The sequence below is a fragment of the Sphingobium sp. V4 genome (assembly GCF_029590555.1).
GTDB lineage: Bacteria > Pseudomonadota > Alphaproteobacteria > Sphingomonadales > Sphingomonadaceae > Sphingobium.
Map to the genome: position 1 here is coordinate 669,426 of NZ_CP081001.1, position 17,298 is coordinate 686,723.

Here is a 17,298-nt window from a genome sequence, read left to right on the forward strand (position 1 = left end):
TTCGATCAGGGCATCATGCGCGAAAGCGGGAGCCGGCTGTGCGCGGGCAGGATGCGGGGACCGGGAATCAGGTGCAGAGCGCCGTGGCCGATGCCGCCAGATTGCCGGCATTCTTGATCGCCTGGTCGGTCCGTTCGCGCACGTTGAAGGCGCTCGAATAGCGAATCGTTTTGGCCCCGAACAAGCTGTTCGAGATGAGCGGCTGATATTGATAGGCCACCTCCACGAACATCACGGCCGTCCCCGCCATCGAGGCGATCTGATTGCCGGTCGGCCCCATCGCCTGAAGACTGGCGTTGGTCTTGCCGTCATTGGTGACACCGTAGCTGGATGTGAAGCTGCCTGTGCCATAGCAACGCTGCCAGCGTATATATTGCCCGCTATTCGGGGCTTCCAGGCCATTGGGTTCGAGGTCGGACAGGATGATCTTGCCGTTGGCCTTGAAGTTCAGGCCGCTGGTCGAAAGATTCGCGCCCGTGAATATCTCGTTGATGTCCGCTTCGTCGATCGACGCGCGAACGCGCGATGCGTTGTCGGCCACCAGCATCGCTAACTGGCTCAGCTTCATGTGGGCTATGGCAAGATGCGCGACCTCAAGTCCGGCCAGCGCGAGTATCAGCAGGACGGGCAACGAGTAGGCGAACTCGATGAGCGCCAGTCCGGATTGATCCTTGCGGAGGCGACGCAACGCGCGGAAGAAGGCGGCGGACATTCAGCTGCACACCTTCGCGGGCGCTGCCTGATTGGCCCAGGGCTGGTTGCGCAGGATGACGGACGAAGTGGCCGTCTGCGTTGCAGGCCAGCCCAGCAGCTTCGCCATGGGGAACAGGCGCGGCATGGAGACATTCACCTGATAGTAGACGATGTCGTCGGCGCCACCCAGACCGGCGGAGCCAGAACTGGTGTCATATGTGCCATTGCCGTTGGCGTCCTCGAAGCAATCGCCCGAATTGTAGCTGCCCAGCGGCGCCGTATCGGTCAAGATCTTCTCGGGCTTTCCGATGCGGGAAAAGTTGTAGTAGCTGGTCTTGACGACCGACACCGTGGCCTGTTTCGACATGACGGTGGACATCTGGTTCGAGATGAAGCTGTCGATCTGCGTCGCGTTCAGCGTGCCGACCGAGGCGGCCCGAGCGGCGCGATCGAGTACGCCCTTGGTGACGGCGTTGAGGTAGCTTTGGTAGGCCAGGTCTCCGATCCCCATGATGACAAGGCACAGGGGGAAGGCAACGAAGCCGAATTCGACCAGCGTGGCGCCGCGCTGATTGCGGACCAATGCTGATGTGCGTGGCCGCCGTCTCATTGCGAAAGCCTCAGGCCGCCGATGTTCTGGGCGATCGTCTTGAACTGCGTGCTGAGCGCCGCGGCATTGGTGGACACCGCGACATGGTCGCTGCTTGATGCGCAGGCATTGAGCGCGCTGTTCGACGAACTGGCGAACACGATGACCCAAATTGTGAACCCCTTGCGTTTCGCAGCCTCGCACGCAATGTTGAAGCGCTTGTTCTGGATCGTCACGAGATCGGTCGTACTCGTGCCGGTGGCTGCGATGCGGCCGTCGAGCCGGTTGATGCCCCAGCCGTCATAATTGCCGTCCGATGCGGTCATGGCGCCGTCCGTCATGAAGATGATGTGGCGCGAGATCGAAAATCCGTTCGGCGCGGCGCCGTTGTTCGCCGCGAAGATGCCGTCGGGCGACATCATGCGCGCGCCCCAGATCATGCCCGTCGTGTGATTGGTGAAGCCCCATGGCGTCAGCGAATCGACATAGGCGTTGAAGGATGTGGCGCTGGGGTCGTTGCTGGGTGCCGAGTCGCGGGACGCATATTCGGCGAGCGGGCGGGCCTGGGTTGGGCAGGCGGCCTGATCGCCCGTCCAGCTGCTCCAATAGGGCGATGATGCCGGCGTGGACGTTCGATACCAGGACACGTCCGGCCAGAAGGGCCGCCACCGCGTGGCGGCGGAACTGGGGATGAGGTCGATGTTGAGGTCGTTCGCGCCGGACGGCACGCTGCTCGTTGACGTACTGGAATTGATCGTGTTGACCGTGTCGGGTTCCTCGATGCAGCCCGACCAGCGCGTGGTAGTGCCGGCATCATAGGCCGGGTTGGCGACGGTCGCACCGGTAATATAGTCCGACACCACGTGGTTCACGACCTGATATTGCCAGCCATAGCGGGTCCATCCCGCACCGCCGGTGGTGGACGTTTCGTAGGTTTTCGTGACCGTCACCGCCTTGCGCACGCATTTCTTGTCGCCGCTGCCCGACGGGTTTGTGGAGGTATCCCCGTTCCAGCTGTCGTAGCTGTACGTGGTGACGCTCGTGTTGCTGGGCGCGGTGCCGGATGTCGTCTGCGACGCATTGCCCCAGTTTATGCAACTGTTTTTGCTATAGGTGCTGCCGCTCGATGAGCTATTGGCCGCCGCCGAGGTCGCATGGCAGGTGTTGTCGCCGCGCCGCATGTAGCAGGTGGCCGTGCTCGATCCATTTTCCCGATAGAATGTACCGATACGCGAATTATAGGCCCATGTATCTCCGGTGGCGCCGCCGACCAGCGCCGTCGTCGGCAGCAGATAGCCGACATTGACGTTGCTGGCATAGGGGGTGAAGCCGTAGCGGACCCGGCCGGTATTGGTGTCGCCCGGTCCCAGCGTGTCGTAGAAATCGCGCACGGCCTGGCGCAGCGCGGCGATGCGAGTGGTCGTGCCACCCGAGCCGTTGCTGATACTGCTGTCCATGGAGCCCGTCGTGTCCAGCACCAGCATCACATCGGTATTGCCGATGTCGAACTTGGAACTGCACGACACATCCAGGTTGATATACTGGAAACCCAATATACGCATGATCGTGGTGGGGATGCGGGTCGTGGCCGACACCAGCACGGTCGTGGTCTGGCTGGGATCACTGCGGATGTTGGGCGTGAAACTGTCGGTCTGAAACGTGTTCTGCGGGAAGTTGAAATTGAAGAATTTCGTCGCCTCGGCAATATCGGTGCTGGTCATCGACGATGTCGTCATCGATCGGCGACCGGCCAAGGCACCGGCGTCGCAGGCCTGTTGCAGTCGGGCCTTGGCCATGTAGGCCCGGCTCATGTCGACGCCGCCACCGATCAATGCCGCAAGCGGGATCAACGACGCCGCGACAATCGCCATAGTGTTGCCCGCCTGGTTCTTCACCAGCCGTGCCAAGAAATCGATGACTTGCCTGTTCCGCTTGCCCATTTGTCCGCAATCACCCATGTCGCGCCCGACACCCCCCACGTCCGGGCTGGGCAGCATTTCCGCCTATGCAGGCGCACTCGTTAGAATGTGTATGAGGAAGATGGTTAAAGGACTGATAACCGGCAGGACGCGCAGCGCGTGGGGAGTCTCGCGATGAGCGAAGCGGACGAAGGGCTCCCTCCGCTCGCGCTGCTGCTGGCCGCTCATGCCGGCGCGCGGGCGCAGCGGCATCGGGCGATCTGGGCGTTTGACGGGCGGCTGGCGAAGGTCGCGCGCACGACGAGCGATCGCGCCATCGGCCAGATGCGGCTGGCCTGGTGGAATGACGTGATCGAGGACGTGGACGCGCGCAAGGGGCGTGGCGAGCCGGTCGTGGACGCGATGCGCGCCTCCGGCGCTATGGCCGCGCCGGGGCTGGTGGCGATGATCGACGGCTGGGAAGTGCTGGTGGTCGAGCCGGAGATCGACGCCGATGGCCTGCGCGACTATGCGGTCGGGCGCGGCGGGGGGCTGTTCCGGGCGTTGGCGGAGATGGGGGCCGATGCGGCTGATGCGCCGGAATGGCTGGTCGCGGCGGGGCAGGTCTGGGCGCTCTGGGATCTGGCCGGGCATGTCGATGATCCGGCGCTGGCCGACGCGGCGCTGGCGATGGCGCGCGATCTGCTGCCGCAGGTTGACGGCGGGCGCTGGCCGCGCGGGTGGAAGCCGCTGCGGATCGCCTTCACCCTGGCGCGGCAGGACGTGCTGGCGGGGCGGGGCGCGCCGGCGGGGATGCCGCGCGCGCTGGCGTGGCGGCTGCTGCGGATCGCGCTTGTCGGGCGCTAGGCGAAAAGGATAGGCTGTCTGCTGCGAAGCTGAAGGGGGCAGGCATGGGGCGAATGCTGGCGGGGGGCATGGCGGCGCTGCTGCTGGTGGCGGGCGGGCTGTTCTGGTGGCAGGGACGCGCGGACACGGCGCCGACGCCGCAACTGGCGGTGGCCCCACCGCCGCCGCCTGCGGTCGAGAGTCTGCCCGAGGGCGATCCCGATGCGGTCGGCGACGCACCGCCCATGCCCGGCGAGGCCAGCCCGCAGAACCGCGAACAGAAGCGCTTTGCCCGTTACGATCGCAATCGCGACGGCGTCATCACCCGCGTCGAGATGCTGGGCAGCCGCACCAGGGCGTTCAAGGCGCTGGACAGGGATGGCGACAACCTGTTGTCCTTCGAGGAATGGGCGGTGGCGACGGCGGACCGCTTCGGCGCGGCGGATGGCGACCAGGACGGCAGGCTGACCCCGGCGGAGTTCGCGACGACGGCGCCGAAACGTGCGGCGAAGCAGAGGTGCAGATGCTAACGGGGTGGGAAGGTCAGACCAGCGCCATCTCGCCCATCCAAGCGCCAAAGGAAGCGCGGGCGCGCGCGGTATAGGCTTCCTTGCGCTGCTTCTTCTTTACGTCGTCCAGCGTCGGGAACAGGCCGAAATTGACGTTCATCGGCTGATAGTCCGCCGTCGCCACATTGCCCGTCACATGGCCGAGCAGCGCGCCCAGGGCGGTGTCGGCAGGTGGCGGAGTCAGCGCTCGGCCCAGCAGTTCGGCCGCCGCGAAGCGCCCCGCGATCAGGCCGATGGCAGCGCTCTCGACATAGCCCTCGCAGCCCGTCATCTGCCCGGCGAAGCGGATATGGGGCGCGCTCTTCAGACGCAGCGTGGGATCGAGCAGCTTGGGCGACTGGATGAAGGTATTGCGGTGCAGCCCGCCCAGCCGCGCGAACTCGGCCTTTTCCAGGCCGGGGATGGTGCGGAACAGTTCGACCTGCGCGCCATATTTCAGCTTGGTCTGGAAACCAACCATGTTCCACAGCGTGCCGCTGGCATTGTCCTGCCGCAACTGGACCACGGCATAGGGCCAGCGGCCGGTTTTCGGATTGTCGAGGCCCATGGGCTTCATCGGCCCGTGGCGCAATGTTTCCGGCCCGCGCGATGCCATCACCTCGATCGGCATACAGCCCTCGAAATAGGGAGTGCTGGCCTCCCATTCCTTGAACTCGGTCTTTTCGCCGTCGATCAGCCCCTGGACGAAGGCCTGATACTGGTCCTTGTCCATCGGGCAGTTGATATAATCCTTCCCCTCGCCGCCGCCGGGGCCGATCTTGTCCCAGCGATTGGCCATCCAGCACTGGTCCATGTCGATGCTGTCATAATGGACGACCGGGGCGATCGCGTCGAAGAAGGCGAGATGCTCCATCCCCGCCGCCTGGCCGATGCTCTGGGCGAGCGCGGCGGCGGTCAGCGGGCCGGTCGCGACAATCGTCATGCCTTCGCCGGGCAGCGCGTCGATCCGCTCGCGCACGATCTCGACATTGGGATGGTCGGCCAGCGCGCGCGTGACGCCGCCGGAAAAGACGTGGCGATCGACCGCCAGCGCCGATCCGGCGGGTACCTTGGCCGGTTCCGCCTGCGCCATGATGAGCGAGTCCAGTCGCCGCATTTCCTGGTGCAGCAGGCCCACGGCATTCTTGTCGGCATCGTCCGAGCGGAAGCTGTTGGAGCAGACCAGTTCGGCAAGGCCGTCTGTCTGGTGCGCCGGGGTCATGTCGCCCGCGCCCCGCATTTCGGAAAGGCGGACGCGGATGCCGGACTGCGCCAGTTGCCAGGCGGCTTCCGATCCGGCGAGGCCGCCGCCGATGATATGGACCTGATGCATGGACATGGTTCGCCTGACTTCGCACTGTATCGCAGATGGGGTGATGGCGCTCGCCAGTGGGCCATCTTGTCGTGAGAGGCAAGGAATATAGGGCAGGCGGGGGCGGTGGCACAGCCGTCTAGCGGCACGCGATATTGTTTGCGCGCTCCATGGTGATGAAGCTGATCGTGCGCGGGGCGAATATCGACCGTCCCGCAGGGTGGCTCGCGCCATTCATCGGAGGCAGTTTGTCCCCGGCGCCCAGTTGCAATAATGTTCCGTTGAGACGGAGACTTGAAGAGGAGTGATCGGGTTCGGACAGCGTGTAGCGCATCCCGGCGAGCGGCAGGTCCAGGATCGTCTCTTCCCGGCTACTGTTGTTGATGACCAGCAGCGCAACGGCGCCACGACCGCCGGAGGCGCAATGGGCGTAGACATGTGCGCCTTCACGCAGCGGGACGCCGGAATCCAGGACCGTCGCCCCCATCAACCGGCGCCAGAGCAGGGCTGCCCAGTAATTGGCCTTTGGGGTGAGATCCGCAGGTTCCAGTAACGCGTAATCACTGGCGGCGAGCGTGTTATGCATGGCGACCTGGACGCCCACTCTGGCCAGCCGGCCGAGTTGGTCCAGATAGCGGAAGCTGTCGACGAAGCGCCCGCTCCATGGATTGCCGCCGCAGGCCGCGTCGGCGCCCTCGGTCAGCCAGATCGGCTTGCCCGGTGCATGGACGTCGCGCAGAGCCGCATAATAGGCATGGGTCGCGCTGGTCCGCGCCAGCCATTCCTCCGACAACGCCTGATCGATGCCGGTCTGTGGCAGGCGGGCCGATGCGCAGCGCTGGGAGGCGGCACCATAATGATGATAGGAAAAGGCATCGATGCCAGGGCCGGACGCCGCCAACAATGCGTCGGTTGCGATGGAGCCTGGAATGTGGGGCGGCATACCCCAGGGCGCGGGCGTTTCCGTCGCTGAGCCGGGGCCAAGCAGGATCATGTCCGGCGCCTCGCGGTCGACCAGGCGTTTGAACAGGCGGAAATCGCGGCCATAGGCGGCGGCGTCATAGCCCTTTGGCGCGCCGCTCATGCCGGCCATGGACGGTTCGTTCATGAACTCCGCGGCGGCGATGCTGCCCCCGGCCCTGCGCGTGTAGGCCAGCCAGCGGCGCGCCTGTGCGTCGGTCCAGACGCCATCGGCATCGCGCACGCCGGCGCTGATGGCGAAGGATGTGACGATCCTTGCATCCACAGCTTGCGCGAAACGGATGACGTTGCGCCATTGGGTCGGCGTCAACACCCCTTTGAAACCGTCGGGCGTCCGCGCAAGCGGCCTGTCGTCACCAGCGAAATAAATGCTGTTCGCCCAAGTGCCGCTGACTCGCAGATAGGCCGGCCCCAGCGCTTTGGCGAGGGTGATGAGGCGCGGGCTGGAAAGGTCGATAGGGGGTCGATATTGATAGGCTGAGGGATCGATTCCGGCATGGCCGGCGTCAACCCGGCCTGTCGCGTCGACCTTGCTGCCATAAGGTTTCCAGAAAGCGCCGCCGATCACCTCCAGCATTTCGATGTTATAGGATTGAAAGCGCGGGTCGACGGACGCGATGCGCGGCATATGGGCTGGATCAAGCCTCTGCGGTCCGATTGCGAGCCCATCCGCGCCCTCTCCAGGTGGGACCATGGCAGTGGCTCCGAGCATGGCGCAGGCCGCAAGGATATATTTCATCGTCCATCTCCTAAGCGGGTCGGGACATTCAGCAGTCTGTTCAAAGCGTCAAATATTGAATTCTGGGGCATCCATAGTTTGGGACTATGCCTGACCACCGGCAACCGAAAGGGACGCCCGCGTGACAAATGGATTCGGATCGGCAACAAAAGCCTGTCTGCCGCGTTCGCGCAGAAGATTTTGCGCGCGGAGCTTTCTCGCGCCCTTTCCGGAGATTATCCATGAAGATCACGCCCATCCTGCTCGCCGTGCCGCTTGGTTTCGCCATGTCGGCTTGCGCCACCGCTTCCCCGGATGCGGCCGCGCCCGCCGCGCCCACGGCCCGCGCCAGCCTGGCGGCTGGTGACGGCAGCGCGCGGGGGCAGGCAATGGTGACCGAGGCGGCGGACGGGCTGCATGTCGTGGTCAAGGCGCAGGGCGTGACGCCGGGCATCCACGCCGTGCATATCCACACCACCGGTACCTGCACCGGGCCCGACTTCACCAGCGCGGGCGGTCACTGGAACCCGGCCGGGCGGCAGCATGGCAAGGACAATCCCGCTGGTATGCATATGGGCGACATGCCCAACATGGTCGCCGGGTCGGACGGCGCGGGCGAACTGGAATATGTGGTCGCGCATGGCAGCATCCAGGGCGGCGCGACCCCGCTGCTCGATGCCGATGGCGCGGCTGTGGTGATCCATGCCCAGGCCGATGACAACAAGACCGACCCGACCGGTAATGCCGGCGGCCGGGTCGCCTGCGGCGTGCTCAAGGCGGGCTGATCGCGCGGCCGATCAGGCGGGGGCGACCGGGCCTCCGCCTCCAAATTCGTCCTCAAATTCTCCATAGTCGGCCACGGCCTCGTATCGGGCGCCGCCATGGCCGATCCGGCTTTCGAACAGGCTAAAGCCGGTGATCGGAAAGGGCGGGCTGGCGAGAGCGGCATGGGCGGCCAGAAAGGCGTCCACCATGCCGCCCGCGCGGCCGAACCGCGCCAGGGTGATATGGGGCAGATAGGCGCGACCCTCGGGCGCAAGGCCGGCGGAGACGCAGGCCCGGTCGATCTTCCGGTGCAGTTGCGCCAGCGGATCGCGCGGCTGGACGCCGGCCCAGAGCGTGTCCACCACGCCCTTGCGGTCGAAGCTGCCGACGCCCGACAGGCTGATGTCGAAGGGCGCGAAACGGATCGCGGCCAGCGCATCGGCAATGTCGTTGGCCTGGTGCCGCTCGACCTCCCCGATGAAGCGCAGGGTCAGGTGCAACTGGTCGTCATCCTGCCAGCGCGCGCCGGGCACGCCCGCCATCAGCGACAGCAGAAGGGAACGGATCGGTGCGGGCGGGCGGATGGCCACGAACAGACGGTGCATGGCGCCAATATAGGGACAAGCCGGTGCTGTGCCACGCATTGATCGGTTTGACTTGAAGTCGGGCGTGGAAGCGCCGATAATAGGAAGGCCGGCGATGAGTGCCGGTGAAGGAGATGATTTTCATGGCCAACTGGTCCGACCCCCGTCCCGGCACAGAGGCCGGCATTCCGGGCTTTGGCGGCACCACCGCCGCGCGCGGCGAGGCGTTCGACGCCGGGCTGCGCCGCTACATGCTGTCGGTCTATAATTATATGGCGAGCGGCGTGCTGCTGACGGGCATCGTCGCGCTGCTGTTCGCGTCGAGCGGGCTTGCCTATCAGATACTCGCCGGCCCCGGCATACTGAAATATGTCATCATGTTCGCGCCGCTGGCGTTCGTGATGGTAATGAGCTTCGGCATCAACCGCCTGTCGACGGTGACGATGCAGGCGCTGTTCTGGGCTTATGCCGCGGTGATGGGTCTGTCGCTCTCGTCGATCTTCCTGGTCTATACCGGCACGTCGATCGCGCAGACCTTCTTCGCGACCGCCGCCGCCTTCGCGGGCCTCAGTCTCTGGGGCTACACCACGAAGAAGGATCTTTCGGGTTTCGGCACCTTCCTGATCATGGGCCTGGTCGGCCTTTTCATCGCGATGCTGATCAACCTGTTCCTGAAGTCGAGCGCGATGGACCTGGTCATCAGCTGCCTTGGCGTGCTGCTGTTCGCAGGCCTCACCGCCTATGACACGCAGAAGATCAAAAGCATCTACGCCCATGTCGCGGGTACGGACATGATGGGCAAGTCGGTGGTGATGGGGGCGCTGAACCTCTATCTCGACTTCATCAACATGTTCCTGTTCCTGCTGCGCTTCATGGGCGGCAACCGCGACTGATCGGCGCGGTTAGACGGATTAGGGAAGGCCCGGTGGAGCGATCCACCGGGCCTTTTTGTCATGTGCATTGCGCCGACCGCTCTCCGTTTCGAGCATAGTCGGGAAACGGCGACGCGGCGGCATCAGTCCTGCTTCTGCATCTCCGCGATCAGCGCGCCGTCAATGTCTTTCTGGCGCTGATAGGCTGGGCGGGCGCGGAGCCTTTCGGCATAGGCGGTATAGGCGGGGCGAGCAGGCATGGTGCCGAAGGCGAGGCCCCAGTCGATCTGTGACCCGACATAGACGTCGGCAGCCGTAAATTGGTCTCCGCAAATCCAGGCGTCGCCCGATACGGCTTGTTCAAGTGTGTCCAGCACCGCGTCGAGCGATCCATAGCCGGCGGCGCGCTCGCGCCCCTCGGGCAGGACGAAGCCCATCGCCCTGTTGGTGACGGCGGCCTCCACCGGGCCGGCGGCGAAGAAGAGCCAGCGGTAATAAGCGTGGCGATCGGCAGGGGGCGGGGCGAGACCGGCGCCGGGGAAGGCGTCCGCCAGATAGGCGCAGATGGCGGCGCATTCGGTCACTACGCGCCCCTGATGGACGATTGCGGGAACCTTGCCCATCGGATTGATCGTAAGATAGTTGGCGGCCTTCATCGTCGTCCCATAATCGAGGATGACGGTTTCATAGACTTCGCCGACCTCTTCCAGCATCCAGCGGGCGATCTGCCCGCGCGACATGGGATTGGTGTAGAAGACGAGATCGAGGGACATGGGCAGGCTCTCCTGAATCGAGTGGGCGAAGGGTGCCGCATGGATGCGGTCGGCGCTATCCTCTTCAGCCATGCAAGCCGTCGGTCTGGGACGAAATGGCCCGCTTACGCCATCCCTCACTGCTCGACAGGCCGGTTAGAGCATTTTCCAATCAGGTGGAATCACCTGATGACTCGGAAAATGCGGCAAACCAAAAACTTAGAGCGGTCGATCCGGTGCAGCCGGATCGGAAACCGCTCTAAAGTCTCCATGAGGCTGTGGACTGGCACGGCTCCGCGTCGGCAACCTATCTCAAAATGCCCCCCCATGCTTCGAATTCGGGCCTGCGATGCCACCCTGAAATGACGGGCGCCGGCGGGAACCGTATAAGCCGTTGTGTAATGGTGGCTTCAGCTTGTGACGGATTGGCCAGTTCCGTGCATCATGAACCGATCTTCCCGCGTGCAGACAGGTAATGCCACGGTAGCGCTGCCGTCCGATCAAGCCGACGGCAGTCGCAGCCTTACCAGCAGGCCGCCCAGATCCTCGCTTTCCTCCAGGGCGACGGTGCCGCCATAGATTTCGGCCACGTCGCGGACGATGGCGAGGCCGAGGCCGGTGCCGGGCTTGCCGGAATCGAGGCGCACGCCGCGGTCGAAGATGCGGACGCGGTCGGCCTCCGGTATGCCCATGCCGTCATCCTCGACCAGGATTTCGACCATGCCGGCCGCGCGGCCGACCGTCGCGAAGACGCTACCGCCGCCATATTTGGCCGCGTTCTCGATCAGGTTGCCGAGCATTTCGTCGAGATCCTGCCGCTCGACGCGCACGGCAGCCTCCTTGTCGCCGTCCATGTCGACGCGCGCTTCGGGATAGAGGCGCTGCACCGCGCGCTCCACGGCGGTCAGGCTGGCCCAGACTTCCGCGCGGCTGTGTGCCGCGCCGCGCCGCCCCACCGCGCGGGCGCGGGCGAGATGATGGTCGACCTGTCGCCGCATCGTCGTCGCCTCGCGGATCACCGTTTCGCCCAGGTCGGGCGAGCGGGCGGTGGCGGCGTTCATGATGACGGTGAGCGGGGTCTTGAGCGCATGGGCGAGGTTGCCCGCATGGGTGCGCGCTTCCTCCGCCTGGCGTTCATTATGGGCGAGCAGGGCGTTGAGTTCCTCGACCATGGGCAGCACTTCGGCGGGCATGGGTTCGGTCACGCGATTCTTCTCGCCCCCTCGCATCCGGATGATTTCCAGCCGTACCTTGCGCAGCGGACGCAGGCCATAGATGGTCTGGAGCGTGGCGAGCACGAACAGGCCGAGCGCGAGCAGGGTGAAGCTCTTGAAGAGGGTGGAGCGGAGCGTCCTGATCTGCCCGTCCAGCCCCTCGCGCGCCTGCGCGACCATGAACATCCAGCGCGCGTTCGAGCCGGGCAGGATGACGGTGCGTTCCATGATGCGCAGATCCTCGCCCGGAAACTGCTTGCTGTCATAGACATGGAGATGGCGGTCATGATGTTCCGGCGGCACCTTGAGCGCGCGGTCCCAGAGCGAGCGCGAGCGCCAGTCCTCATGCCCCTTGGCGCTGATCTGGTAATAGAGGCCGCTATTGGGTTCGAGAAAGCGCTGGTCGGCGAGTTCGCGGTTGAACAGCACCTCGCCGTCCGGACCGATTTCCGACGCGGCGATCATCGCGGTCAGCACATAGTTCATGCCGTCGTCGAAATTGCGGGTGATCGCATCCGCCAGCACCCGGTCCAGCGCCACGCCGCCGCCGATCAGCAGCACGCTGATCCACAGAGCCGCGATGCCGATCATCCGCCGGCTGATCGAGCCGGTGGAGCGGACGGGTGGAGGGGACTGGAGGTCGGTCATGCGGCTTTAGACATTGGCCCGAACGGCCGTTCGGCCTGAGCTTGCCGAGCCGGAGGCGGGCGAAGCCCGACGGCCTTCCTTCCGTTCGAAGAAAAGTGGAGGGCTTCGACTGGCTCAGCCCGAACGGGGGGAAAGGAACGCGTGATTACCGCCCCGGCTCGTCCAGGCTATAGCCGAGGCCGCGGATGGTGGTGATGACGTCGGCGCCCAGCTTCTTGCGGATGCGGGTGACGAACACCTCGATCGTGTTGGAATCACGGTCGAAATCCTGATCGTAGATATGCTCGATCAGCTCGGTACGGCTGACCACCTTGCCCTTGTGGTGGAGCAGGTAGGAGAGCAGCTTATATTCCTGCGCGGTGAGCTTCACCGGATCGCCCTTCAGCGTCACCTTGCCCGAGCGGGTATCGAGGCGGACGTCGCCTGCGGTCAGTTCGCTCGACGCATTGCCAGACGCGCGGCGGATGAGCGCGCGCAGGCGCGCGATCAGTTCCTCGCTCTGGAACGGCTTGGCGAGATAGTCGTCCGCACCGGCATCGAGACCGGCCACCTTGTCCGACCAGCTATCGCGCGCGGTCAGCACCAGCACGGGGAAAGCGCGGCCTTCCTTGCGCCAGCGGTCGAGCACGGTGAGGCCGTCGATGGTGGGAAGGCCCAGGTCCAGCACAACCGCGTCATAGCTTTCGGTCGCGCCCAGGAAATGGCCGTCCTCGCCATCGGTGGCGAGGTCCACGGCGTAGCCCGCGCCCTCCAGCGTGTTCCTGAGCTGCTGGCCCAGGCTCGGTTCATCCTCGACGATCAGCAGACGCATGGGGCTGTTCCGTTTCTGTTATGAATAGGGTTGAAGGGCGCGCCGGTCAGCGCGCCATGCCGATAATATCGCCCGTCCTGCCGTCCGCATCAACCCACATGACCTTGCCGTCCTTCACATATTTCAGGCGATAGCGGTTGGACGAGGGGTTGAACTCGCTGCCGACATAGGTGGCGCCGCCAACGGCGGCGTCGACGCGACGCTTGATCATCGAGAAAGGCATGACCTGGCCGTCCAGCATAGCGCGGCGGGCGGCGTCCTGTTCGTCGCGGCGATTGCCGGCGTCGGCGGCGGGGATCGCCACCGCCAAGGCAAGCGCTGCGCCAAGGGCAGCGGTCAGGCTGTTCCACTTCATCATCATGGGCATGGCATAGGCGCAGCGCATTGAACAGGTGGTGAATGGCGGTGCGGGATGCTGTTTCCGTTTTTCGTTATCCCCGCGCAGGCGCGGACCCATCGTCCGAAACATGGGCTTCCTGCCCGTTCAGGAGATGTCGAAGAGAGTCACGCGCCTCTCTTCGACCCGCCTGAGCGGGGACGACGATCATGATTTGGCGACGGCCCTATTTCTCCAGCGCATATTGCACGGTCAGCGTCACCGAGGCGCTCACCTGACCGGGTTCGACCGGGGTGACGGGCGCGGCGTCGGCCTTGAAGCGCGCGCTTTGCATCATCGGCATCGGCGGAGTGCCGCCGCTGTTGCTTTCACTGATCGACACCAGTCGCGCCGAACCAAATCCTGCGGCCTGTGCATAGAAATCGGCCTGTGTCCTGGCGCTTTTCAGCGCGGCGCCGCGCGCCTGGACGAGGAGCGGCGAGGGGTCTTCGATCGAGAAGCTGGGACCGTTGATGTTGGTCGCCCCTGCCGCGACCATCGCGTCGAGCGACGCGCCGACCCGCTTGATGTCGCGCAGCTTCACCGTCAGCTGGTTCGACGCTTCATAGCCGATGAAGCGTGGGCCGGACGGCTGGCCGTCGCGGTTGCTGTAGTCATATTGGGCGCTGAGATTGATGCCGCTGGTCTGGATGTCCTTTTTCGCGATGCCGGCCTTGGCCAGCGCTGCGATCAACCTTTCGGTCTGCGCGGCATTGTCCTGCATGGCGGCCTGCGCGGTCTGTGCGCGGGTCTGGACGCCGGTGCCGACGGTCGCGACATCTGGCGCGGCCTCGACGCTTTCGGTGACGTTCAATGTCACCACCGGCGCGGTCTCGGCGATGGTGACGCTGGTCTGGGCAAGTGCCGCGACAGGCAGTGCGGCGGCGCCGAGCGCCATCAGGGCGAGAGCGGATTTCATGAAATTTTCTCCTCGATAAGCCTTGCACCCGTATTTGGCCCGGGTGCGATGAATGGACGCTGACATGCGGTGAAAGCCGTGCGACAGCTTTCGGGTTCCGTTCTTGCGCTCGGCCGCCCGCCGGTTTGTGTGTTCCGCATTTTCCGAGCCGTCAGGTGGTTCCACCGCCCAAGAAAATGCTCTAGCTGCACCGCCATGGCAGCTCCGATCCTCTCCTTCGAAAATCTCGGCCTCTCGCAGGGCACCCACTGGCTGTTTCGCGGCATCGACATTCATGTCGGGCAGCGCGACCGGCTGGCGCTGATCGGGCGCAACGGCGCTGGCAAGACGACGTTGCTGAAGCTGATCGGCGGCCAAATCGAGCCGGACGAGGGCACGCGATCGGTCCAGCCGGGCGCGCGGGTCATCACGCTGGAACAGGACCCGGACGTGACACCCTTTGCCACGCTGCGCGATTTCGCGCTGGCTGGAGAATTCGCGCCGCCCCCCCATGAGGTGGAGGCGATCGCCGACCAGCTGGGCATCGACCTGTCGCGCGAGGCGAAGACGGCGAGCGGCGGCGAGCGTCGCCGCGCCGCCATTGCCCGCGCGCTGGCGAGCGAGCCGGACCTGCTGCTGCTCGACGAGCCGACCAACCATCTGGACATCGCCGCGATCGACTGGCTGGAAAACTGGCTGGCGCGCTACAACGGAGCCTTCATCGTCATCAGCCATGACCGCGCCTTCCTGACCCGGCTCACGCGCCAGACGCTGTGGCTCGACCGCGGGCAGATGCGCCGCAACGAGGTGGGATTCGGCGGGTTCGAGCAGTGGATGGAAGCGGTCTATGCCGAGGAGGCGCGGGCGGCCGAGAAGCTGGACGCGAAGCTGAAGATCGAGGCGCACTGGCTGGAACGCGGCGTCACCGCGCGGCGCAAGCGCAACCAGGGGCGGCTCGCGAAACTGTGGGAAATGCGCGCCCAGCGCGCGGCGATGCAGGGACCGCAGGGAACCGCCAAGATCGCGGTGGCGAGCGACGACAGCAAGACCAAGAGCGTCATCAAGGCCGAGCATGTCACCAAGGCGTTCGGGGACCGCACGATCATCAAGGATTTTTCGCTGCGCGTGCAGCGCGGCGACCGGATCGGAATCGTCGGCGGCAATGGCGCGGGCAAATCGACGCTGCTGAAGCTGCTGACCGGGGAAATGGCGCCCGACAGCGGCGAGGTGACGCTGGCCAGGACGCTGGACATGATCTTCATCGACCAGCAGCGCAGCCTGATGCAGGGCGACAAGAGCGTGCGCGACGTGCTGGCGGAAGGGGGCGACTGGATCGACGTGCGGGGGTCACGCAAGCATGTCCATGGCTATCTCAAGGATTTCCTGTTCGATCCGAGCCTTGCCGAGGCGAAGGTCGGCACATTGTCCGGCGGCGAGCGGTCGCGGCTGCTGTTCGCGCGGGAATTTGCGCGCGAATCCAATCTGCTGGTGCTGGACGAGCCGACCAACGACCTAGACCTCGAAACGCTCGACCTGTTGCAGGAAGTGATCGCGGACTATGACGGCACGGTGCTGATCGTCAGCCATGACCGCGACTTTCTGGATCGCACCGTCACGGTGACGCTGGGGCTGGACGGCACCGGCGTGGTGGACGTGATCGTGGGGGGCTATGCCGACTGGATCGCCAAGCGCGACCCACGCAAGGCACCCAGGGCGGAGAAGAAGGAGGCCGCGCCTCCGCCTCCGCCAAAGCCCCTATCGGCCAAGCTCAGCTACAAGGACCAGCGCGACCTGGACCTGCTCCCCAAGCGGATCGAAGAACTGGAAGCGGCGATCGCGCGGGACGAGGAGGCGCTGGCCGATCCGGCGCTCTACACCCGCGATCCCGCGAAGTTCGCCGCGCTGACCGGCGCGATCGAGAAGGCGCGGGCCGAAAAGGATGCAGCCGAGGAGCGCTGGTTGGAACTGGCAGAGAAGGCCGAGGGTCTGGCCGGCTGAACGCCTGCGTCCGTTCGGGGCTCGACTTCGCTCGGAACGAACGGCAGGGTAGGGGCGACGCGACGGGGACGAGGTATCCGATGGACACGCAGACCGCATCCGCACAGCCCCATCATGAGGTTCATTATGTGAACCGCGTCGGCTGGCTGCGGGCGTTGGTCCTGGGCGCGAATGACGGGATCGTGTCCACCGCCAGCCTGATGACCGGCATCGCGGCGTCGGGCGCGGACGCGCAGACCATCCTGTTGACCGGCATCGCTTCGCTGGTGGCGGGCGCCATGTCGATGGCGGCAGGGGAATATGTTTCCGTCAGCGCGCAGTCGGACACGGAGCGGGCCGATCTTGCCAAGGAGAGGAAGGCGCTCGCCACCCAGCCCGATGCCGAATGGGCGGAATTGCGCGACATCTATGTCGAACGTGGCCTGACGCCGGACCTGGCGGGCGAGGTGGCGCAGCAGTTGATGGCGGCCGATGCGCTGGCGGCCCATGCGCGGGACGAGCTGGGCATTTCCGAAATCGCGACCGCGCGTCCGGTGCAGGCCGCGCTGGCCTCCGCCGCCAGCTTTGCGGCGGGAGCGGCGCCGCCGGTGCTGGCCGCCGCGCTCGTGCCGGCGAGCGAGGCCATCATCGCGATCGTGGGGATTTGCCTGCTCTGCCTGGCCATGCTGGGCCATGCCGGGGCGCGGCTGGGCGGAGCGAAGCCGCTGCGGTCGATCCTGCGCACGCTGTTCTGGGGCGCGCTGGCGATGGCGGTGACGGCGGGCGCGGGGCATCTTTTCGGCGCGGCGATATGAT

17 protein-coding genes are annotated in these 17,298 nt (G+C 65.4%); 6 read left to right on the plus strand and 11 right to left on the minus strand.

All coding sequences use genetic code 11. The annotated features are described in order from the left end of the window. Positions 1–67 precede the first annotated feature (67 nt). From K3M67_RS03460 to K3M67_RS03470, 3 genes are read right to left on the minus strand one after another with little or no spacing between them, the layout of a single operon-like run. Positions 68–712 carry a TadE/TadG family type IV pilus assembly protein gene (locus K3M67_RS03460; protein WP_285832292.1) on the minus strand — a complete coding sequence of 215 codons (645 nt, stop codon included), beginning with the start codon at positions 710–712 and terminating at the stop codon, positions 68–70. Then, a complete protein-coding gene (locus tag K3M67_RS03465) occupies positions 713–1,303 on the minus strand; it encodes a TadE/TadG family type IV pilus assembly protein (RefSeq protein ID WP_285832293.1) in 591 nt (196 codons plus the stop codon). Then, positions 1,300–3,153, minus strand: coding sequence for a pilus assembly protein TadG-related protein (locus K3M67_RS03470; RefSeq protein WP_285832294.1), 1,854 nt, complete (start codon positions 3,151–3,153; stop codon positions 1,300–1,302). Before K3M67_RS03470 ends, K3M67_RS03465 begins: the two co-directional genes overlap by 4 nt. 222 nt (positions 3,154–3,375) lie before the next feature. Between K3M67_RS03470 and K3M67_RS03475 the strand changes: the two genes are divergently transcribed. After that, positions 3,376–4,047, plus strand: a complete 672-nt coding sequence (locus tag K3M67_RS03475; RefSeq protein WP_066858257.1) for a hypothetical protein — start codon at positions 3,376–3,378, stop codon at positions 4,045–4,047. Between the two features lie 44 nt (positions 4,048–4,091). Continuing rightward, the gene (locus tag K3M67_RS03480) at positions 4,092–4,556 is read left to right on the plus strand and encodes an EF-hand domain-containing protein (RefSeq protein WP_285832295.1); all 465 of its coding nucleotides are present in this window, start codon (positions 4,092–4,094) and stop codon (positions 4,554–4,556) included. A 13-nt stretch (positions 4,557–4,569) separates the two neighbouring features. On the opposite strand, the gene trmFO is transcribed toward K3M67_RS03480, so the two are convergent. Together trmFO and K3M67_RS03490 are read right to left on the minus strand one after the other, a co-directional pair. After that, positions 4,570–5,913, minus strand: a complete 1,344-nt coding sequence (gene trmFO, locus K3M67_RS03485) for a methylenetetrahydrofolate--tRNA-(uracil(54)-C(5))-methyltransferase (FADH(2)-oxidizing) TrmFO (RefSeq protein WP_285832296.1) — start codon at positions 5,911–5,913, stop codon at positions 4,570–4,572. Between the two features lie 112 nt (positions 5,914–6,025). Continuing rightward, a complete protein-coding gene (locus tag K3M67_RS03490) occupies positions 6,026–7,606 on the minus strand; it encodes a glycosyl hydrolase family 79 N-terminal domain-containing protein (protein ID WP_285832297.1) in 1,581 nt (526 codons plus the stop codon). Between the two features lie 221 nt (positions 7,607–7,827). Between K3M67_RS03490 and K3M67_RS03495 the strand changes: the two genes are divergently transcribed. Next, positions 7,828–8,370, plus strand: coding sequence for a superoxide dismutase family protein (locus K3M67_RS03495; RefSeq protein WP_285832298.1), 543 nt, complete (start codon positions 7,828–7,830; stop codon positions 8,368–8,370). Between the two features lie 12 nt (positions 8,371–8,382). Here K3M67_RS03495 and thpR read toward each other — a convergent pair whose 3' ends face one another. Beyond that, complete coding sequence (gene thpR / locus K3M67_RS03500; protein ID WP_285832299.1) at positions 8,383–8,955, minus strand: RNA 2',3'-cyclic phosphodiesterase; 573 nt, start codon at positions 8,953–8,955, stop codon at positions 8,383–8,385. A gap of 122 nt (positions 8,956–9,077) precedes the next feature. On the opposite strand from thpR, the gene K3M67_RS03505 reads away from it, so the two are divergent. Then, entirely contained in the window at positions 9,078–9,827 is a 750-nt protein-coding gene (locus K3M67_RS03505; protein ID WP_066858393.1) for a Bax inhibitor-1/YccA family protein, read from the plus strand. Between the two features lie 122 nt (positions 9,828–9,949). On the opposite strand, the gene K3M67_RS03510 is transcribed toward K3M67_RS03505, so the two are convergent. From K3M67_RS03510 to K3M67_RS03530, 5 genes are all read right to left on the minus strand, one after another. Then, positions 9,950–10,579, minus strand: coding sequence for a glutathione S-transferase family protein (locus K3M67_RS03510; RefSeq protein WP_285832884.1), 630 nt, complete (start codon positions 10,577–10,579; stop codon positions 9,950–9,952). A gap of 479 nt (positions 10,580–11,058) precedes the next feature. Beyond that, entirely contained in the window at positions 11,059–12,363 is a 1,305-nt protein-coding gene (locus tag K3M67_RS03515) for a sensor histidine kinase (RefSeq protein ID WP_066858271.1), read from the minus strand. 202 nt (positions 12,364–12,565) lie between these two features. Then, on the minus strand, positions 12,566–13,231 hold the full coding sequence (locus K3M67_RS03520; RefSeq protein WP_066858274.1) for a response regulator transcription factor: 666 nt from the start codon (positions 13,229–13,231) through the stop codon (positions 12,566–12,568). 46 nt (positions 13,232–13,277) lie between these two features. After that, positions 13,278–13,616, minus strand: coding sequence for a hypothetical protein (locus K3M67_RS03525; RefSeq protein WP_066858277.1), 339 nt, complete (start codon positions 13,614–13,616; stop codon positions 13,278–13,280). 178 nt (positions 13,617–13,794) lie between these two features. Beyond that, positions 13,795–14,526 carry an SIMPL domain-containing protein gene (locus K3M67_RS03530; protein WP_285832300.1) on the minus strand — a complete coding sequence of 244 codons (732 nt, stop codon included), beginning with the start codon at positions 14,524–14,526 and terminating at the stop codon, positions 13,795–13,797. Positions 14,527–14,721: 195 nt separating this feature from the next. Between K3M67_RS03530 and K3M67_RS03535 the strand changes: the two genes are divergently transcribed. After that, positions 14,722–16,503, plus strand: a complete 1,782-nt coding sequence (locus K3M67_RS03535) for an ABC-F family ATP-binding cassette domain-containing protein (protein WP_066858283.1) — start codon at positions 14,722–14,724, stop codon at positions 16,501–16,503. An 80-nt stretch (positions 16,504–16,583) separates the two neighbouring features. After that, on the plus strand, positions 16,584–17,297 hold the full coding sequence (locus K3M67_RS03540) for a VIT1/CCC1 transporter family protein (protein ID WP_066858286.1): 714 nt from the start codon (positions 16,584–16,586) through the stop codon (positions 17,295–17,297). Position 17,298: the final 1 nt, after the last annotated feature.